Origin of the sequence: Solidesulfovibrio magneticus RS-1 (genome assembly GCF_000010665.1) — a bacterium.
Taxonomy (GTDB): domain Bacteria; phylum Desulfobacterota; class Desulfovibrionia; order Desulfovibrionales; family Desulfovibrionaceae; genus Solidesulfovibrio; species Solidesulfovibrio magneticus.
On record NC_012796.1, the window covers coordinates 1,052,311 to 1,070,888 of the forward strand.

The following is an 18,578-nucleotide window of genomic DNA, read 5'->3' on the forward strand; positions in this document are numbered from 1 at the left end:
CTTTAGGCCCAACCGAGGGCCGCGATCAGCATGTCGATGCATTTGATGCCGACAAACGGCACGATCAGTCCGCCCAGGCCATAGACGAGGAGGTTTCGTCGCAGGGCGACCACGGCCGGAACCGGCACGTATTTGACGCCCCGAAGCGCCAGGGGAATGAGGAAGACGATGATCAGGGCGTTGAAGACCACGGCCGCGAGCACGGCGGATTTCGGCGTGGCCAGCCCCATGACGTTGAGCAGGGCCAGCTGCGGGTAGATGCCGATGAACACGGCCGGGATGATGGCGAAGTACTTGGCGATGTCGTTGGCGATGGAAAAGGTGGTCAGCGAGCCGCGCGTCATAAGCAGTTGCTTGCCGATGGCCACGACTTCCAGGAGCTTGGTGGGGTTGGAGTCGAGGTCCACCATGTTGCCGGCCTCCTTGGCGGCCTGGGTGCCGGAATTCATGGCCACGCCCACGTCGGCCTGGGCCAGGGCGGGGGCATCGTTGGTGCCGTCGCCGGTCATGGCCACCATCTTGCCCTCGGCCTGGTATTGGCGGATGCGGGCGAGCTTGGCCTCGGGCGTGGCCTCGGCCAGGAAGTCGTCCACCCCGGCCTCGGCGGCAATGGCGGCGGCCGTCAGCGGATTGTCGCCCGTGACCATGATGGTCTTGATGCCCATGGCCCGAAGCTCGGCAAAGCGTTCGCGGATGCCGCCCTTGACGATGTCTTTGAGCCAAACGACGCCAAGCGGCTTGCCATTTTCAGCCACCACCAGCGGCGTACCGCCGGATTTGGCCACTTCGCGGATGGTGCGCTCAACCTCTTCGGGTATCCGGTTGCCTGCAGCTTCGGCCAGGGCCTTGACCGCGTCGGCCGCACCCTTGCGGATGCTGCGGCCCGACAGATCGACGCCGGACAGACGCGTTTGGGCTGTAAACGGCACGAAGGTCGCGCCCAGGGCTTCCAGGTCATGGCCGCGAATGTCGAAGCGCTCCTTGGCCAGGACCACGATGGACCGACCCTCGGGCGTCTCGTCGGCCAGGGAGGCTAGTTGGGCCACTTCCGCCAACTGGCGTTCGTCTATCCCCTTGGCCGGCAGGAACGCGGTGGCCTGGCGGTTGCCGAGGGTAATGGTGCCGGTCTTGTCAAGCAGCAGCACGTCCACGTCGCCGGCGGCCTCCACGGCCCTGCCCGAGGTGGCGATGACCCCGGCCTGAATCAGCCGATCCATGCCGGCGATGCCGATGGCCGAGAGCAGCCCGCCGATGGTGGTGGGGGCCAGGCAGACAAACAGCGCGGCCAGGGCGGTGATGGTTACGGCCTGCCCCTGGCCGGCGGCAGACACGGCATAGGCCGACATGGGGCGTAGCGTCACGCAGACCATGAGGAAGATCAGTGTCAGGGAGGCAAGCAGGATATTGAGGGCGATCTCGTTGGGCGTCTTGCGGCGTTTTGCGCCCTCGACCAGGGAAATCATGCGGTCGAGGAAGGTCTCGCCGGCGTCGGCCGCCACCTTGACCACCAGCCAGTCCGAAAGCAGGCGCGTGCCGCCGGTAACGGCGCTGCGGTCGCCGCCAGCCTCGCGGATGACCGGGGCGGACTCGCCCGTGATGGCGGACTCGTCCACCGAGGCGATACCTTCCACGATCTCGCCGTCGGAAGCAATGGTGTCGCCGGCTTCGACGAGGAACAGGTCACCCCGGCGCAGAGAACTGGCCGGGACTTCGGCCACAGCGGCGTCGCGCCGTGGGGATGCGAGCTTTTTGGCGCTCACGTCCCGGCGCAATCCCCGCAAGGCGGCGGCCTGGGCTTTTCCCCGGCCTTCGGCCATGGCCTCGGCGAAGTTGGCGAAGAGTACGGTCGCCCACAGCCAGGCTGCGACGGCGGCCACGAAGCCGACCGGGGCTTCGCCATGGCCAAGTATCGCTTGGACGGCCAGGACCGTGGTCAGGATGCTGCCGACGTAGACCGTGAACATGACGGGATTGCGCGCCTGCCGGGCCGGTGCGAGCTTGCGCAAACAGTCGAGGCCGGCTTGGCGAACAATGGAGGGATCAAAAAGCGGACGTTTGGTATGCTTGGTCATGGCGAAACCTCTACTGGAATAGGGCAAGTTGTTCGGCAATCGGCCCCAGCGCCAGAGCGGGTACAAAGGTCAGCGCCCCAACCACCAAAACCACGATGATGAGCAGGGCGACGAAAATGCCCCCGTGGGTCGGCAGGGTGCCGGGGCCTTGGGCCAGGCGCTTTTTCCCGGCAAGCGATCCCGCCAGGGCCAGGACCGGGACGATGAGCCAGTAGCGGGACACGAACATGGCCACGGCTCCGGCAATGGTCCAGAAGGGCGATGTGGCGGTTAGGCCGGCAAAGGCGCTGCCGTTGTTGTTGCCCATGGAGGAAAAGGCGTAGAGCATCTGGGAGAAGCCGTGCGGTCCCGGGTTGGACACGGCGTCGGCCGGTCCGATCACGGCGGCCAGCGCCGTCCCCGCCAGGCAAAGAAACGGCGGAATCAGGATGACGAGTGCGGCCATCTTCGTTTCGAATGGTTCGATTTTCTTGCCGCAGTATTCCGGTGTGCGTCCGACCATGAGCCCGGCCACGAAAACCGTGACCACGGCGAAGACCAGCATGCCGTAAAGCCCCGACCCCACGCCGCCGTACACCACCTCGCCAAGCTGCATGAGGAGCATGGGCCACATGCCGCCAAGGGGCGAGAAACTGTCGTGCATGGCATTTACTGATCCATTAGAGGCGGCGGTAGTGGCTGCGGCCCACAAGGCCGATCCGGCCGTGCCGAAGCGGACTTCCTTGCCTTCCAAGCTGGGAACGGCCGGTACGCCGATGCCGGACAGGGTCGGATTGGGGACCGATTCGGCGGCGAGTGTCAGTGCGGCAAACCCAGCGAAGAGGATGGTCATGGCTGCCAGGATGGCCAAACCCTGCCTCCTGTCGCCAATCATGACACCAAAGGTGTGACACAGGGCCGCCGGGATGAGCAGGATGGCCAACATCTCCAGGAGATTGGTCAGGGGCGTCGGGTTTTCGAGGGGATGGGCAGAGTTGACGTTGAAATAGCCGCCGCCGTTGGTGCCGAGTTGCTTGATCGCCACCTGCGAGGCCACGGGGCCAAGGACGATGGTTTGTTTGGCCGGGGGCTGGTCGGTTGACGGCGTGTCGGGCGAAATGGACTCGGCCACATGGGGGGCGGGATCGAGCCAGTCGGCTTCGACCTGTCCCGTGAACGTCTGGGGCACGCCCTGCCAGACAAGGAGAAGAGCCAGTACGAAGGAGAGCGGCAGCAGGATGTACAGGACGGATCGCGTGAGGTCCTGCCAGAAGTTGCCCAGGTGGGTGGTCTCCCGACGGGCAAGGCCACGGATGAGGGCCACAGCCACGGCCATGCCGGTTGCGGCGGAGAGGAAGTTCTGGACAGCGAGCCCCAGCATCTGGGTGAGGATGCTCATGGTGGATTCGCCGGCGTAGGCCTGCCAGTTGGTATTGGTGGCGAAGCTTACGGCCGTGTTGACGGCCACGAACGGGTCCACACCGGGAAGGTGCAGAGGATTGAGCGGGAGCCCCCCTTGGAGCCGCTCCAGGACGTAGACGAAGACCATGCCGAAGGCGTTGAGGCCGAGCATTACCAGGGCATAGATTTTCCAGTCCATTTCCCGGGAAGCGTCGACGCCGCTGATCCGGTAGAGCAGGCGTTCAAGAGGTCCGAGTATTTTGTCCATGACGCAGGGCTGTCCCTGGTAGACGCGGGCGGCATAGAGTCCCAGAGGCCAGGACAACACAAGCAGAACGGATAGGAAAAACAAGAGTTGCACGAGGTTGATTGGGTTCATTCAAACCACTCCGGTTTGCACAGGGCGGCGAGCAGGTAGACGAAAAGCGCCATTGCGACGATCAGGACGGCACCGTCCATATTCAGCTCCTATCCAGGTGGTCCAGTAATTCGATCAATGCCAGAAGCCCGAAAATGCAGACCAGGGTACCCACGACGAAAAGGATGTCCATCGAAAACCTCCTTCAAGCGGCAATCGATGGCTAGGGTATAGGCCCAGGCATGTATACGAGGCGTAAAACAACTGGAAGGTCGCGTAAATTTTTATTTACGTATCAAGAACGGTTGTGAAGTCGTGGCACTCTGAAGCTGATGCAGATGGCCGAGAAGTTTTATAAGATAGAAGGGATGGAGACCCGGGCGGTTTCTGGGACGTCAAGTTTGGGACTACCGGTCTCCGTTTGTCCCCAACCCTGCTCACCAACTACGGGTTCAGCCAGGGTGATGAGTTCAAGGTGTCGTGTCTGGAAGAGGGGAAGATTGTTCTTGAAAAGAAGCAGCTTGTTTCGGTAAAATAAGTGAAAGCCCACGTTTTCCATTTTGGTGGATCGCGTGGGCTTCTTCGTGTAGATATTGTGAGGGTTAAGTTCGAGTTAACTCTTCAATAGGGATAAGTTTGTCCAGATCGAGAAGGATAAGTAGTCGGTTGTCAAGTTTTCCTACACCCTTGATGTACTCCGATTCGATTCCAGAAACAACTGGTGGTGGAGGTTCGACTGTGTTTGATTGAATGCGAAGTACTTCAGACACTTCATCAACTACGAAGCCAGTTATCATGGCATGAAGATCTACAACTATGATACGGGTCTGGCTATCATGGACATGATAATCAAGGCCAAATCGGCTTCGAAGGTCAATGACAGGGATCACCTTTCCTCGTAGGTTAATAACACCTTCGACGTAAGGAGGAGCATTTGGAACTTTAGTAATGTCCATAATACGGATAATTTCTTGAACTTTCAGGATGTCAATTCCGAACTCTTCTTCGCCAATGCCGAAGGTCACAAGCTGGAGAAGTTCATTCTCCTGGTTGGTCATAATTGGTTCGCTCATTAACCTCTCCCGAGAGCAAGGATTTTTTTTCCAGAGGGGAGGGCGGTGGATGATGATCCGCCGTCAGATTTCATCTCGTCAATGAGTCGCTTAAGGACTTGAGCTTGGTCAGCTAACTCGGTTACTGCCTGCGCAGATTGTCTCATGCCATCAGCTGTTTCGGATGAAATTCGATTCACAGATTCAATGCTACGATTGATTTCTTCGCTCGTAGCCGATTGCTGTTCAGAAGCTGTAGCAATTGAACGGACTTGATCTGTAGTTTTTTCAGCCAAAGTGACAATTTGTCGTAAGGCGTCACCGGAGTTTGTCGCAAGACTTGTGACCTCTTCGATGTTTTTCCCGGTGCGCTCCACGTTTTCAATGTTCTTCTTAGTGCCATCCTGGATGCCGCGGATTGCGCTCCCGACTTCCTTAGTCGCGGTCATAGTTTTCTCCGCCAGTTTCCTGACCTCGTCAGCGACAACTGCGAATCCTCGTCCGGCGTCACCAGCCCGGGCCGCTTCAATAGCTGCATTAAGAGCCAAAAGGTTAGTTTGGTCAGCAATGTCCGATATGACATTAAGAATCTGTCCGATTCCCTCGGCTTGCTTGCCCAGGTTGTCCATGTCAATTTTCATTTCTTGGGATTGGTTTTGGACTTGACCAATGCCCTTAACAACTTGACTTACCGCCCGTGCTCCTTCTTCAGCTTTGGTTTTTGCCTGATCAGCTGTACCAGCAGCGTTCGAAGCATTTTTAGCTACTTCAAGTACTGTTGCGTTCATTTCTTCCATCGCTGTCGCGGTTTCTGAGATGCTTCGCGCTTGTTCTTCTGAACCTCTGCTTGATTGTTCAATCTGAGCAGATAATTGTTCAGACGCGGAAGTCACGATCTCTACAACACTTTCAAGCTGTTGTGCGGCTTGAAGCATGCCTTCAGCTTTTGCTCTTTCTGCTAATTTCTGCTGAAGTACAACTTCTGTTACGTCGTTAAATAATGTTATCCCTGCTACAACATTATGGTTGTAGTCGTAAATAGGAGAAGCATCAACGTTGACAATTTTTTCTTTGCCAGTCGTTGTCTTCATTTCGACGCGATCCATCTTGATAATGCGCTTTTCTTCTAGGGCTTGTTGGGTAATGGTTTTTTTGTTTTTGTCATTGTAGGCAAAGAAGCCCATGCTGGTTCCGACAAAATCTTTTGGGGAACCATTCTTTTCAAAGAAATCTATGACAGGTTGGTTGGCGAGTAGGATGTTGCCAGATGAGTCGCCAATCACACACGGAACGGTTATGCCATTTATGACGCCATCGGCGTACTCGATTTTATTTTTAAGCTCTTTGACCATGGTTCTTAACGCATCAGCTAAAACACCAATTTCGTCTTTTTGGTTAATGTCAAGGGTCTGGTTGAAATCACCTTCTGCGACAGCCTTGGCAAACGTGACGCCCTTGATTATTGGTCTGCTAATTATGGACGCTAGCAAAAATGCGATAGCTAGTCCCAGAGCTATTGCGGTTGCAATTGTTGACATGATTATCGTGTCAGCTTCCGAGCTTGTAGCTTGAGCTGCTTTTTTTGCATCTTCAAGTTTCTTGTAGCCTGCCTCTTCTGCTGCTTGTGCCTGTTTTATAACATTCAATCCCATAGTTGACATCGATTGTAAGATGAAATTTAAGCCGTCATCGTTTTTGATCCATGAAGCTGCTGCTTTTTCATAAATCAGCGTAGCTGTTCTGGCATCTTTGATGAGTTGTGTCTCGCTGGGGTCGGTGGTTATCTTTTCCAGTTTGTTGTAGAGCTCCATTAACTCCGGGAGCATCTTTTGCATCGATGCGTATGCTTTTCTGTCTTTATAGTTCACTTCCTCTTTTTCGGCGCGCATGATTTTGAGAGCAAGCTCATATATATTTGTAGTAATTATGTAACGCTGTACGTATTTGTCGAGAGTAGCTGGGTCTGCACCGTCTTTTTGAGCCTTGGTGTAAGCTGATACCTGCATCGACAAAAACTTAGCGGCTGCATCTCCGACAATATTGCCGGTGCGAACCATTTCTTTTACTGCATCACGATTTTCTTTAATTGATTTTACTCCTTCTCTATATTTTTCAGCATATTTTGCTGTTTCAGATCGAGCAATCTTGGACTTTTCTAAGAGAGTGTCGATGTTGTTTGAACGCGCAATTTCATCAACTTTGTCAAGAAATGAATTAAGCTCTTTGACGTTTTGTTCGGCCCGTAGATGTGCTTCATCCGATTGACTGATAAGATAATTTTTTTCCTCCATGATAGTATTGAGGGCCATGCGCTCGACACCAGTAGCGTATTCTACCGCTTTGGCGTCACGGTCGGTTATTCCTAAAAGGGCAGAGGATACTTTTCCGATATATATATAGGCTAGGCCGCCAAGCGTAACAGTTATAAGTACAAGCGCTAACGCCCCCGTCATGATCTTCGTTTTGATTTTCAAGTCACTGAAGCGCATATCAACTCTCCTGTTGTAGTAGTGGTGAATTTCATACGGCGCTTTGTTGAGTCAACTTCCATGACTGTCATATTATATGGTTCTGTCGGATTGTCACGATTTTCAGAAAAAATATAATACTTGCCTGGAAGTGAGGTGGCGTTTAAATTCACAGAAGTAACGGCTACCCCCATAGTCTCAGATGGAAAATTTTATCGCCAACTGTTTGGATAAGCTCATTATCTTGTTTGGTCTGATTTAAACTTTTCCCGAAATGAGGTGGGCGGTTTGGGGGTTTTTTCACGAGCGCAGGTTCCTGCATGAGGGTGTCATGCTGATATTCTTACGTAACATGTTGAAGTAATTGAGAATTATTTATTTGTTTCCCCGGGCTGTATGTTTCTCCTCCATCCCCACGATAATTTCCCCTTGACCTCCCCGGCCAGAAACCGTACTTACCCACCTCGCCAACACGGTGCCAACAAGCGCCAACGGGTTGGTCCCCGAAAAAATCTGGGAAACGGAAATTTCGGGTTGACTTGGGGAAGAGTTCTGAGTAAATAAACCCTTCCCTGATTTTGAATCTAGGAGCGTAGCTCAGGGGGAGAGCACTTGCTTGACACGCCAAAAGCGTGATTTAACCTCCTAAAATCTTTAAAGAAACCCCTTTCAAAAAGTGATCTCGTTGGCGAGTTGCCAACGGGATTTTTTGTTTTTTATAGGTCTGTTTTCGACCTGGTTGGCGCATCTGTGGTCGGACTGTGGCGGGTCAGCCAACTCGGGTTTCACTTCCTTCCTGCTTTCTCCAGATCCGTCCCGATTCTCTTGGTCCATATCGTATCCAGCTGGTCAAATACGAAATTTCTTTCGTTTTTGACATTGCTTTTAGGTTGAAATGCTTGCAATATATAGTTGAAATAAAGCAATTTTGAAGGAAAAATTATGTCAAAAAATTGCATAGATATTAAGCCCATAGGCGTAAAATGCAGCAACTGCGGAAATATCTACACGACTAGACCATCACCGTATGGTGATAAGGGGCAATGGCGCGTCCCTGGCTGTCCACAATGTGGCCACGGTGAAGAGTATTTTATGCCAAATAACGATGATAACCGATCGCCATGTCTCAGTGATACAAAAAAATAGACGGCAGTATATTCGTAACTATCCCAAAAGAGGTGTTTTAGAAAACTAAACATCTAGTGTAATGACAGGGCCTTGTGCCTAGCTGTTTCAGATAACGTCACCATTATTTCAGCTGTCATCAAGATACGTGAGTTTGTTGCAGTACGGCACGAGAGCGCAAGCAAAGTCAGCTGACATAGGCCGTATCTATCCTAGGCCTGTGCCTTTGTCACGAATACGACTGTCATATGTTCTTCTCAAATTTCTTAGCGACTCTTCACAGCTCAAGACTATAACAAGTTCTAGGCTATGGCGTGAAGTGTCAAATATGCTCCATGGTTCGTTTTGTTCGTATTGCTTCAATGTCATCCAGAAGCGCTTGCAAATCTGCGGACTATAGCATTCTTGCTTGATCTGGTCTTTATTCATGTTTTCCTTTGGCTGCCGACTAATTGCTAGATTTTAGGGGTTTCAGAGGAGTCGTTTGGTCGTTGGCACAAAACACCATATTCCTGCCATTGGCCTTTGCTGTGTAAAGTGCGTCATCTGAAATTTTTGTTAAATCGTTGATTGTCGTGTTTGTATTTGGATTGAACTGTGCAATGCCAATGCTAACTGTGATGCTCAGAAGGTCATTTTCGTACTCAAACCTTGTCGATTCTACAATTTTTCTAAATCGTTCAGAAGCGAGTATCGCTTCCTCTTTGTCTGTTTCTGGCATAATCACTGCAAATTCTTCACCACCGATGCGCCCGATAATGTCCGATGAACGAAAACAATTGAGAGCTAGTTTGCTGAGTTCTCGCAAAACTAGATCACCTGCTTCGTGGCCCCAGGTGTCATTTACTTGTTTGAAGTGATCTATGTCGAATAACGCTATTGACAAGTTTGCTTTATGTCGTTTGGCCATTTCGAAAAGGATGCTACTGTGTTCCAAGAAGTGCTGTCTATTGTTTAATCCGGTCAAACTGTCAGTGGTTGCCATTTCTTTAAGTCTTTCTTCCATTATCTTTCTTTCTGTTATGTCGCGTGCTGCGGCAAATATACCGGTTGAGATTCCGGTTTCGTCCTTGAAAACAGAAAAATTAAAAATAGCATGAGTGTTTTTCCCGTTTATATTCGTAAACTCTAGTTCGTGATTTTTGATTGAAGAATATAAAAGAGTGTCCTGAAGCCCTTGGTCAGCTTTTTGGTCATTAGTAAATAACGAGCTAAATTTTCTCCCGATTAGTTCCGTGCGGCTTAGTCCAGTTATTGTTTCTGTGGATTTGTTGGCGTCTGTTATGACTCCTTCTCGGTCAATTGCCATGATAGGGTCTGTGTTGATTTCAAAAAGACTTCTGTTGTAATTGTTCGCCTGTTTTAAAAGTTCTCTAGCTGCTACCTTTTCTTCTACTTCACGTTTCAAATTTCTATTTTTCCAGAAAATGATGCCAAAGATCAAGAGTGCAAACCCTGTTAACTTCAGCGCCCATTGTAGAACGTGATATGGATTTGTAAGGCTGGAGTACTCGAGTCGGAGCCATTTTTGTCTTATTAAATTCTCTTCCTCTGGTGTAATTGAGTCTAGTCCTTTTTGGAGGATTCTTTTAAGTATTGGCATACTGTTAGGAGTTGCCATGGCTAATTTGTTATCACCCCAAGGTGTTGGCGCTGCTACTTTAAGATTTGATAACCCTCGTTTGTTTATTAAGTATGATGCAACTGCAAGATCAACGATACAAGCTTGGGCTTTTCCTAAAGAAACGGCTTCTAGCATAGACTCGGTGTCTTGTTCGAATTGGTAGTCTAAGGTTACTTCTGGGAACTCATTTTTTACTTTGCTATATGTTGATAGCGTTTTTACTTCGGCAACTTTCAGGCCGTTTAAATCTTTTACAGAACCTATAAAAGGACCGTCGCTCCGGCTAATTATGACTAAAGGGTAGGACAGATACGGACTGGTGTATGATAAAAAATCTGCCCGCTCTGGTGTCCAGGAAATGCAAGGGAATACATCAATCTTGCCCTCTCGTCCTAGTTCTAGAGCCCTGTCAAATGTAATGTTGAAAACTGGTTCGAAAGTAACTCCAAGTCGTTTTTCTAAGAGGCGTATTGTGTCAGCAGCTATTCCTTTGAATTCAAAGCCTCTGTAGCTGTTCTCGACAAATTGAAAAGGAGGGAAAGCAATTCCTACTCCCATCGAAAGCTTGGGATGCTCAATTAGAAATTGTTTTTCTTCTTGTGTCAGCTTTAGAGTCTGTATTTCAGTTCCATGTGCTATTTCTCTCAATGTAGTTGCAGAAAAAGTAGTCGCAATTAGCAGCGTTAATGTGAAAAAGTGAACTTTTTTGAACATAATTAAAGGCTATGACGCCATTGTGTTTTGTTAAAGTGTTGAGTCTTTAGACTTTTTGAGGACCTTCGGCGTGTCCATCCACAACAGGAGCGGGTAGGACTCGCAGGATCCTGCGATTTTCAGCGCCGAGAAAACGGCAAATTCCTGGATTTTCAAAAGTCCAGTAAACTAGAATTCTAGGGCATCGGCCTCACGGTGAGTTTCATGGCAACTGCACTGGACTCTTGTCCAAAGTAATTCTTGAACTTTTTCTACCCCAGCAGCAACACCAAGCAAACTTCCCAAGCTGTAGCCGATGGGATACACTCACCACACTGACCCAACGGACGGCACTGGGACCACCTGGGACTGATCATGGCCCAGCATACCACGCCGTTAAAAAAAGGTGAACCACTTGGGCAGGGCGGTCCACCTTTGGACTAAAAATTAAACAAAGCGGTTACACAAGACCGTTTTCAAACAAATCCAATTTTACAAGGGTATCTAATCCCAGTTTTTCGACAACCCATGCTTCCCCTAAGTTCCATTCTCGTTCAGAAGTTAGTTTTCTTTGTTCTTTGATTAAGTCGATGTTGTCTTTGAATTCTGTTGGAGTGAAAAGTCCACGATATTTTGAGTAAATCTCTTTGTTGCGTTTTTCACATAAGAAACGGCAAGGGTGTTTATGCTTCTTAAAGCTGGGATGTGATTTGTCCCATAGGCATTTACGTGACATAGTATTTATTCTCCAGTTTGTTCTTTGACAAATGAAAGACGAGGAGTCTGTGCTAGAGATTCCTCGTCTTTCTATAAGGGGCTAGTTTTATGTTGTTTTTGGTTTAGCTTTCTTTTGCAATTTCAATCAATTTTTCCATGAGTTGTTCGGTCGTGTTAAATACTTTCTTAAGATCAAGTATAAGGTCTTTGATTTCTTTTGAACTTCGAGAGAGCTTAAGTGGGAAATAGTATTTATGGGCACAGCTTCCGCATAGATAACGATAGTGGTCGGCTGGGGTCACTTTATATTTACCGTCGCATATCAAGCAATGTCTTTCAGCTTCTTCTTCGTCGTTCTTTGTCGAGGCGAGCTTCATGATATTGTTTTTGTAAAATTTGTCTAAGGCACTTACGAATTTAAATGCTGATTTTGCTTCTTCAATTTTATCTATAAAATCATCCCATTTGGTAATGTTTTTAAAAATGTCAATAAAAATATTGTGGTAGCACGTTGGACAAAGTTTACGATAAGCATCGCCTTCGTCTTCAAATTCGTGGGATTGATCCCATAAGCACTTCTTGATAGACATAACTTTCCTTTTGTTTTTTGTTCGTTCGAAAAAATAGAAAGACGGAGAATCTTCTTCAAGACGCTCCGTCTTTCTGGACTATGCCACTTCTAATGCAGGTAACAGGTTGACTGCTCTTTCCTTTTCTCCTTCCATGTAGTGGTAATAGGTGTCTGCCGTCATCTTCACCGTGGAATGACCCATCATTTTGGAAACGGCAGCTAAGTCAGCACCTTTGCGAAGTAAGGTGGTCGCAAACAGGTGCCGAAGATCGTACATACGAGTCTGGTAGGTGATACCAGCCCGTTTGCATGCGTTTTTGAATGCTTTCCGAATCGTAGTCAGCTTCCGGCCCATGTACTCGATGACATATCCGGTCTGGGACTCTGCCTGCTCCTTCTCCAAACGTTTCAGGAACTCAGGGTTGATCGGAACTGTCCGGTATGTCTTGGTTTTACTCGCATAAATGCGAACAGTGCTGGCTTTGAAATCAATGTCTTCCCACTTGAGGGAAAGAAGTTCAGATTCACCAGGACGAGTACCCAGGTTGAAACAAACTTCCATCGCCCACTTCAAATGAGGCTCGGCATTGACCATGATCTTCTTCGCATCGTCCAAGGTGAGTTTCATGTCCCAGGGCTGGACCTTGGGTTTCTTCCAATTCTTCAGGGGATTAACGGAGGTAAAGCCGTTGTCTATCCCGAAGTTGAAGATGAAACTCAAGTAATCACAGTATTTATTTACCGTGTACTGGGACCGAACCTTTCCCGTTCTGCTGCTGACTCCTTGAAAGTGCAGGATGAACGGAATCATATCTTCTTGATATGTCAAAGAATCCACGGGTTTGTCGCCGAGGACTGGGATAAACACATGGTGGACCAAGTGCTCGATGTTCCGAATGTGCTTCTCCGTCCGGCCTGATGCCTTCATATGGGCCAGATACTTCGATCCAAGCTCTGACAGGAGCATCCCCGGCTGATCGTGACCGTGGACCTGGTTGGTTGGCCCAGACGCCGCTGTAGCGGGATTATCCGCTATCCCAGTGGCCGGTGCTGGAACTTGGACCGATGCAGTCACCGTTTCGGGATCAGGAACCGGTAACCCCTGGTCGAGTGCATCACGAACAGCGTGATCAAACTTTTCAGCTTTAGCTTGAGCAAGTTCGCCACGTCCAAACGATTTGTCATGTCTTTTGCCGTTGACATGCCAATAGACCATCCATCGGCTATCACGAGTATAGACGCCCATAAGAAACCTCTTCTTTTCAGGTTGATGTTCGAATTGAATGCCTAAGATAAGTGCAGGATGGAAAGATATGCAAATAAAGGGGAGGTGAGTCCCCTTGCTAAAAGTTAGATAGATTTCATCAAAACTTCTTCGACTTCTTCCTCCTTAACGCCGATGTATCTTCTTGTGATACTTGGGCTGCTGTGGTTAAGTCTTTTAGCAATGACTTCCCACGAAGTGCCGTGAGTCTTCCTCTGGTGATAGCACCAGGTTTTTCTCAGCGTGTGCGCTCCATAGTTCCCTGGGAGGTTTATTGCATCACACCATTGCTGCACGTACATAGTCACTGCATACGTGGTTAAAGGATAATTCTTGCCCTTGCGGCTCTTGAACAGAAACAGTTCTTCCTTGGCCTCAATGGTGCTCAAATAGTCGTCAAGAGCCTCCTTGATTTCTTTATTGATCATGAGGACGTTCTCTTTACTCGTCTTCTTTTCACGGATGACAATGCGGTCGCCGACATTGGCGTGCTTTACATCCGATATTTTGAGTGCAAGGATATCCTGTACACGGAGCCCAGTGTTAACGCCCATAATGAACAAGAGTTTGTTCCGTGGTGAATCATGCAAAAGCTTTTTAATGCTTTTGATGTACTTCACATCCGAGATCGGCTCGACTTTCATAAAATCCTCCAATTGGGTTTTTCAATTTTGGGAGGTTGGAAAGAAACATTGAAAATTGCCCCCTTCACACTGGGCCTTGAAAAGTGCCAGATAACAGATTGTAGTCCTTGCAGTTATTGTTTTTGCTTGGCCCAATTTACGATATTAGATAAAACCGTTCTTTCCTTTAAATACTCATATCTGTAAATTTGTGGCTAAAATCGCAAATACAATGCGAAGGATGATTGGCTCAGTTGCTGACGATAGCTTGCCGATGATCGTTCCGTTGCAGATGAAATCATTGCACTGCTGAAGAAGCACAATAGCTATATTTGCGTTAAAAAGAAGAAATGCCACGCAGACGTATCCGCATGACATTTCGGTTGGAGGGTTATGGGAGAATCTTGGTTAAGATGATCTTCCCGTCACTGGCCTCGACAGCGAACTCGTCATCTTCATTGATTTCGAGATCACCGAGATCATAGGCCTTCAGGTTGATCTTCAAGATGCCTTGCTGATTCACCTTCGCTCTCTTTGAGCCTTTCAGGTACAACCCCTTGACCTCATAGAGCACGCGATCAGTACTGATCAGCTTTCCGACATGTTGCTTGAGTGTTTGGCGGTGCCTTATCTGCATCCGCTCCATTATCGTAGCAGCATCCAGACCTTCTTTGATAAGTACGCGAAGAGTCTTCGGATCGTACTTCGATTCGATCTTCTTCTTCGACGCCTTTTCTTGGATTTCCGTAGTGGTGCCATTCTTTGCTCCCATAACGCCTCCTTTGCATAGAAATGTTACTTTACTTGGTATATCTCTATGAATTGCTGAAAAACGCGGTAAAACGCGCATTTGTTGGGTCAAAATGCATCAGATTTCTCGTCTTTCTGGGATGAAAATCGTAATTTGGCCCTAGGGGGCTGTTTCTGGGGTTTTTGCTGTCTGGGGATGCCAAGCCATAGGCCAAGCCCCGAAAGCCCAGGAGACGGGATTTTACGGGGGGTGTCCCCAGTACTGGGCCGAGGATGTCCCGGACCCATGAAGGAGTGGGGAAAACTGCCGCCGTTTCAAAAAGAAAAGGTCTCCAACGAGTGAAGACCTTTCTATGCAAATTACTTTGCAATTTACGGAGCTAAACTTCTATCTAGATGAACCAGATAGAAGCAGCACTCCTTTAGAGTCGAAAGGAACAATTTCTTGTCCTAGCACTCCAAGTATCTGTACAAGCGGTTTTCCCGCATACAGCTACGTCGTTTGGTATTCGATGCCTCATAAGTGTCTAATATTTTTAAGTAGCTTTTAATGACGCTGTACTACTAATGAACAGCGGCTTCGAGTTTATACCCAAAGCAATGGTTTTTGTTGTTTTTGTTAAAGGCATTTCAAATTTTCAGCATCGAATACCAATCGATAGTTTCTTACAAACCTCAGTCACCCTTGGAGGAATTAGCTTCCATCTCCATGGAATCTTCCCAGAAGGGCTTCCTTTGGTCAATTTTGATCCTTTTGAATCCATCCCGTGTCTAACCGCATCTATGTATCAAAATCATGGTTGACTTGATTTGTCATGATTTCGAAAGAGTCTATACAGACTAACGAACTTCAGTTTGCCATGAACCTCGTTCGATACATAGGCCACCGTGACTTCTGCATTTTATGCATACGGGCTAGCTTCCGTCTCAACCTCTCCCCTGTCTGAATTACTTCATAAAACAGGTTGGTCATCCTTGGTGAATTGATTCGAGGAGAAGCGATCAATTAGTTTAATCCAAGTAATGTTTATTGTTTGACTTGCTGTCATTCAAGTATGACTAGCTCCTAGCTAAACGTGCTAGGATAGGATTTAAAATCTACAAAGCGCCCATGGCGTTTATAAATTGCAAAGTTTTGTCTCTATAGCTTATTTGCCAGGTATTAATATCTCTAGGAGTTTAATCAATACAACTTGCTAGAACTGGGTAGAGGATGTCCCTAGTGATGACAGTCGTCCTGAGAGTAGTTGAGGGCTGGCAATCGCTGTGCTAAAAATGCCCTGGAATCGTTATGAACTACTCCTGGGATGAGATTTACCTACTGATCCAACGGGCCGATCAGCTTGACGCTGGTGGGCGGCTCACGATTTTTGAATTTCTGGCCCAGACGCTATCCCTTATACCCCTGCGCGATGGATTTCCAACCCCGGCCGAGATCAAAGCATATGGTCTCACGAAGGCAGCCAAGAAGTACAAGGGCCCGGTTGAGAATGGGTGGCAGCGGTGGTGCCGAGAGAAGCGTCCCTTTGACCAAGCGAATTTCAGCACTGACCGAGCCGGGATCGCCTGTGGGCCAGCCAGCGGTGTCCTGGTTCTCGATGTCGATAATCACCATCTATTTGAAGCATGGATACAAGAGAAGCATCCAGATGAACCGCTGCCCGTGACATTGAAGGTGAAAACTGGCGGTCACGGTGAAAGATTTCATTACTATTTCCAGTATCCATCCGGGGATGAACAATATTCTTGCCGTTCGGTGAAGGGAATCTTCGAAATACGTGGCATCGGTGGCCAAATCCTTTGTCCTGGTTCGTTGCATCCCGAAACACGAAAGCCCTATATCTTCGTTGAAATAGCTCCCATTATGCCTGCCCCGTTGTGGCTTTTAGAGATGAGCAAAAAATCCTATGGCCGCAAGAAAGATCACGACGAACAAAGTCCTCCCGAAGGTATAAGAAAAAAACATATTCTGGAGATTGATCTTGTAGATACTTTTTTGTCTAATTTTAATCTGTCAGATGATACGAAACAAAAAATCCTCACAACATTTCCTCTAGGACAAAGGTCAGAACCATCCTGGTCCGTTCTTTTGGGGTTGCTAAATGCCAACGTTGATGAAAAGACTATCCGTCGTATTTATCAAAGCTATCCTGTCGGAGAAAAGGCTAGAGAAAGGCCTGATTGGTTTGAACGGGAAATTGAAGCAGCTAAGAAAACTATAGCTCAGAATCCAATAGGGGTTCATATGCAACTTGGTTTCTCTTCTGGGGCTAATGCTTCTTCTTCAGATTCTGAGTATGGTATTGTCAATGCGTTTGATGTGTTAACGGCGCAAACAAACTTTGAGTTTCTTATAGATAATTTTTGGCCAAAAGATGAGCCGCTGCTAATTACAGGGTATGGCGGTGCTGGCAAGTCAGTCTTGACCCTGCAAATAGCAATTGATTTGGTTTTTCCTCCAGGTAATGGATTCTTGGATAAATTCAAAGTGCTTCATGGAAGGCATCGTATTCTTTTTGTCCAGTCAGAAAATTCTTTAGTTGGAATGAAGCGAAGGCTTGAACTTATTCGCGGCGCTTACGCTGTCCCAGATCACGTTATTCAGCAAAGTGTATTTTTTCTTGGTAGAAAGAATGATATTCGTGCTACTGGCGACCTCGATAGTCAAAAGTTCCAAGACGTAATCAAGAAGCAGCATGATTCTGTAGGATTTGACATCCTGGTTGTTGACCCACTTATAAGCTTTCATAATAAGGATGAAAATTCGAATGACGAAATGCGTAGACTCTTGGACAATTTTTCAGAATTTTGTGAAAGTCTCAAGGTCTCGCCGTTAATCATACATCATCATGGAAAATTTAAGCAAGAAAGAGGAGTTGGTGGCGGACGCGGTGCAAGTGCTATCGGTGACTGGTCTCCGAATACCTGGGAGTTGGAGTACAAGGAAAAAGACAAGAAATTCAAATTCATTCATAAAAAAGCTAGAAACTTCATGCTAAACGATGATCTTGCACTTGAGTTGCGAAATTTAAGATTTTCTAGCAATGTTCAGCAGAGTGGTTCAAAAAAAGATACTTCTTACTATGTCATTAAAGCTTTGCAAAACTTAAACGGTGTTGCTTCGACGCAAACTATTTTAAAAAATGAAATAGTCAAGGTCTACTTAACAGATAATCCAGGCAAGAGCATCAGTGCCGTGACTGCTGTCAAGTATATCCAAGATACCGTTGGCAAGAATGCTATTAAGACCATCCCTGGTTCGAAAGGGTCAATATCCTATCAAATTTGACCCAGTATAATGACAAACCACCTGCAAGTTTTGTTGGGTTGCAACGGTTGCAACTTTCGACAGAATTCAGATTTGCAACAAAAAATCGAAAGATTTTAGATTGTTACTGCTGTTTTTCAGCTGCAACTGCAAGTTTGCGATTTGCAACTGTAACCCGTTAAAATCTTTCAGGTTCAACTGCAAAAAAAGGGTATATATATTAGAGGGGGGTTGCTTACGCACCCCCTCCTGTCTCACAATAGTTTAGCAGTGTTGCAGAAGCAGAAGCTTTTCCCGCAAAAGGAACAAAAGGAACTTTTAGCTACTTTTAAAACAAGATTTGCTAATTTTCTCCAATTCTCAAAGAATTGTTTCGAAAACAAGGAATTAGCAAAGTCCAAAGAAATGGGTCAGAAGTTTTTTTTGAAGCTGTTCTTTTGACTGCTTATAATTTTTAACCGACTTGCTCGGCTTGAGCTCTTTGCTAATCCTATATCGGATCCATATAGCATACAAATGAGTGTTTTTAGTTGGCTTCCAAGCCGCTTAAATTCCTTCTTGGTTACAAAATATGTAACCGATATATTTGCTGGGTTTGGCGACTTGGCTTGAC

At 47.9% G+C, this 18,578-nt stretch carries 12 protein-coding genes and 1 pseudogene; 2 read left to right on the plus strand and 11 right to left on the minus strand.

The window, feature by feature from the left end; genetic code table 11:
• Positions 1-2: 2 nt before the first annotated feature.
• From kdpB to kdpF, 3 genes are read right to left on the minus strand one after another with little or no spacing between them, the layout of a single operon-like run.
• Complete coding sequence (kdpB, locus tag DMR_RS04495) at positions 3-2,072, minus strand: potassium-transporting ATPase subunit KdpB (RefSeq protein WP_012750489.1); 2,070 nt, start codon at positions 2,070-2,072, stop codon at positions 3-5.
• 10 nt (positions 2,073-2,082) lie between these two features.
• Positions 2,083-3,831 (minus strand): potassium-transporting ATPase subunit KdpA, encoded by a 1,749-nt coding sequence (gene kdpA, locus DMR_RS04500; RefSeq protein ID WP_012750490.1) that lies wholly within the window; start codon positions 3,829-3,831, stop codon positions 2,083-2,085.
• Positions 3,828-3,911 carry a K(+)-transporting ATPase subunit F gene (gene kdpF / locus DMR_RS25735; RefSeq protein WP_070098047.1) on the minus strand — a complete coding sequence of 28 codons (84 nt, stop codon included), beginning with the start codon at positions 3,909-3,911 and terminating at the stop codon, positions 3,828-3,830. Before kdpF ends, kdpA begins: the two co-directional genes overlap by 4 nt.
• Before the next feature lie 222 nt (positions 3,912-4,133).
• Between kdpF and DMR_RS25255 the strand changes: the two are divergent.
• Positions 4,134-4,348, plus strand: a pseudogene (locus tag DMR_RS25255) (ArsR family transcriptional regulator); the annotation flags it as partial.
• Positions 4,349-4,412: 64 nt separating this feature from the next.
• Here the strand turns inward: DMR_RS25255 and DMR_RS04505 are convergent.
• From DMR_RS04505 to DMR_RS04530, 8 genes are all read right to left on the minus strand, one after another.
• Positions 4,413-4,883, minus strand: a complete 471-nt coding sequence (locus DMR_RS04505) for a chemotaxis protein CheW (protein ID WP_012750493.1) — start codon at positions 4,881-4,883, stop codon at positions 4,413-4,415.
• Complete coding sequence (locus DMR_RS22745) at positions 4,883-7,351, minus strand: methyl-accepting chemotaxis protein (RefSeq protein ID WP_012750494.1); 2,469 nt, start codon at positions 7,349-7,351, stop codon at positions 4,883-4,885. Before DMR_RS22745 ends, DMR_RS04505 begins: the two co-directional genes overlap by 1 nt.
• 1,552 nt (positions 7,352-8,903) lie before the next feature.
• A complete protein-coding gene (locus DMR_RS22925) occupies positions 8,904-10,793 on the minus strand; it encodes a diguanylate cyclase (protein ID WP_012750498.1) in 1,890 nt (629 codons plus the stop codon).
• A 439-nt stretch (positions 10,794-11,232) separates the two neighbouring features.
• Positions 11,233-11,508 carry a hypothetical protein gene (locus tag DMR_RS22930; RefSeq protein ID WP_012750499.1) on the minus strand — a complete coding sequence of 92 codons (276 nt, stop codon included), beginning with the start codon at positions 11,506-11,508 and terminating at the stop codon, positions 11,233-11,235.
• 103 nt (positions 11,509-11,611) lie between these two features.
• Entirely contained in the window at positions 11,612-12,079 is a 468-nt protein-coding gene (locus tag DMR_RS04515) for a hypothetical protein (protein ID WP_012750500.1), read from the minus strand.
• A gap of 78 nt (positions 12,080-12,157) precedes the next feature.
• Positions 12,158-13,306 carry a tyrosine-type recombinase/integrase gene (locus DMR_RS04520; protein WP_043600075.1) on the minus strand — a complete coding sequence of 383 codons (1,149 nt, stop codon included), beginning with the start codon at positions 13,304-13,306 and terminating at the stop codon, positions 12,158-12,160.
• 104 nt (positions 13,307-13,410) lie between these two features.
• Positions 13,411-13,968, minus strand: coding sequence for a tyrosine-type recombinase/integrase (locus DMR_RS04525; RefSeq protein ID WP_012750502.1), 558 nt, complete (start codon positions 13,966-13,968; stop codon positions 13,411-13,413).
• Positions 13,969-14,338: 370 nt separating this feature from the next.
• Entirely contained in the window at positions 14,339-14,719 is a 381-nt protein-coding gene (locus DMR_RS04530) for a hypothetical protein (RefSeq protein WP_012750504.1), read from the minus strand.
• A gap of 1,269 nt (positions 14,720-15,988) precedes the next feature.
• Here DMR_RS04530 and DMR_RS22940 point away from each other — a divergent pair.
• Positions 15,989-17,986, plus strand: a complete 1,998-nt coding sequence (locus DMR_RS22940; protein WP_012750507.1) for an AAA family ATPase — start codon at positions 15,989-15,991, stop codon at positions 17,984-17,986.
• Positions 17,987-18,578: the final 592 nt, after the last annotated feature.